Raw genomic sequence first — 982 nt, 5'->3', positions numbered from 1 at the left:
CTGTGCCACAAAAAATCTTGTGGGGTGGGCTTCTAGCCCGTCACAGGCAAGATGCCTGTGCCACAAAAAATCTTGTGGGGTGGGCTTCTAGCCCGCCCCAATCTTTGTCACAGGCAAGATGCCTGTGCCACAAAAAATCTTGTGGGGTGGGCTTCTAGCCCGCCCCAATCTTTGTCACAGGCAAGATGTGGTATTGACCTCTTCCCTGGTTAAAGCTATTTTATATTAAGTTGTGATTGTACGAAGTAGTAGTATGATTCATAGAAATTTGAGTCAGGGAAGCAATCAGCAGTTGGGCGGGCAAGATGCCCATCCCAGCAACAAGTATCAATCTGTGATGAAGTCGGTTTCTAGGCTGGGCGGGCAAGATGCCCACCCCACCAACAATTATCAATCTTTGGTGGAACCAAAGTTGAAAATTACTTATAGGAATTTACCTCATTGGGAGTTAGATGGATCGGTCTATTTCATTACTTTTAATACTTGGGAAAAGCTAGAATTGACTCCGGCAGCTCAACAAGTAGTTTTTAATGCTTGCAACTTTTTTGACAAAAAAAGGTATGAGGTGTTTTGCTTGGTTGTAATGCCAGATCATGTGCATATGTTAATTCAGCCTTTGCCAAAGTCGAAGGATAAATTTTGGTCGCTCAGCAGCATTATGCACAGTATGAAAAGCTACAGTTCTAAGCAAATTCCGAAGGTGATGAAGCATATCGGTACTGTCTGGCAAGATGAGCGACATGACCGAATAGTCAGAGATGAAGGAGAATTTGATGGTTTTTGGGAATATATCAGGCAAAATCCTGTCAAAGCTGGTCTTTGTTTGACTCCAGACGAATATCCTTTTTTCTGTCAAATATCTGAAGGTTAGTGTCTGTCCTTTTATTTGTCACAGGCAAGATGCCTGTGCCACAAGCACTTTCACAGGCAAGATGCCTGTGCCACAAAAAATCTTGTGGGGTGGGCTTCTAGCCCGCCCCTA

General features: G+C 43.9%; 1 protein-coding gene. It reads left to right on the top strand.

From position 1 onward, the window contains the following. Positions 1-253 precede the first annotated feature (253 nt). The gene (locus tag JGK36_RS25215) at positions 254-871 is read left to right on the top strand and encodes a transposase (protein WP_293186735.1); all 618 of its coding nucleotides are present in this window, start codon (positions 254-256) and stop codon (positions 869-871) included. Positions 872-982: the final 111 nt, after the last annotated feature.

Origin of the sequence: Microcoleus sp. PH2017_35_SFW_U_B (assembly GCF_020737865.1) — a bacterium.
In the GTDB taxonomy this organism is placed as follows: Bacteria; Cyanobacteriota; Cyanobacteriia; order Cyanobacteriales; family Microcoleaceae; genus Microcoleus.
The sequence above is the reverse complement of the archived record's forward strand: the minus strand, read 5'-3'. Positions and strand labels throughout refer to the sequence as shown.

Coding starts and splice junctions, on each gene's coding strand:
- JGK36_RS25215 (WP_293186735.1), top strand. CDS start 254: ATGATTCATAGAAATTTGAGTCAGGGAAGCAATCAGCAGTTGGGCGGG.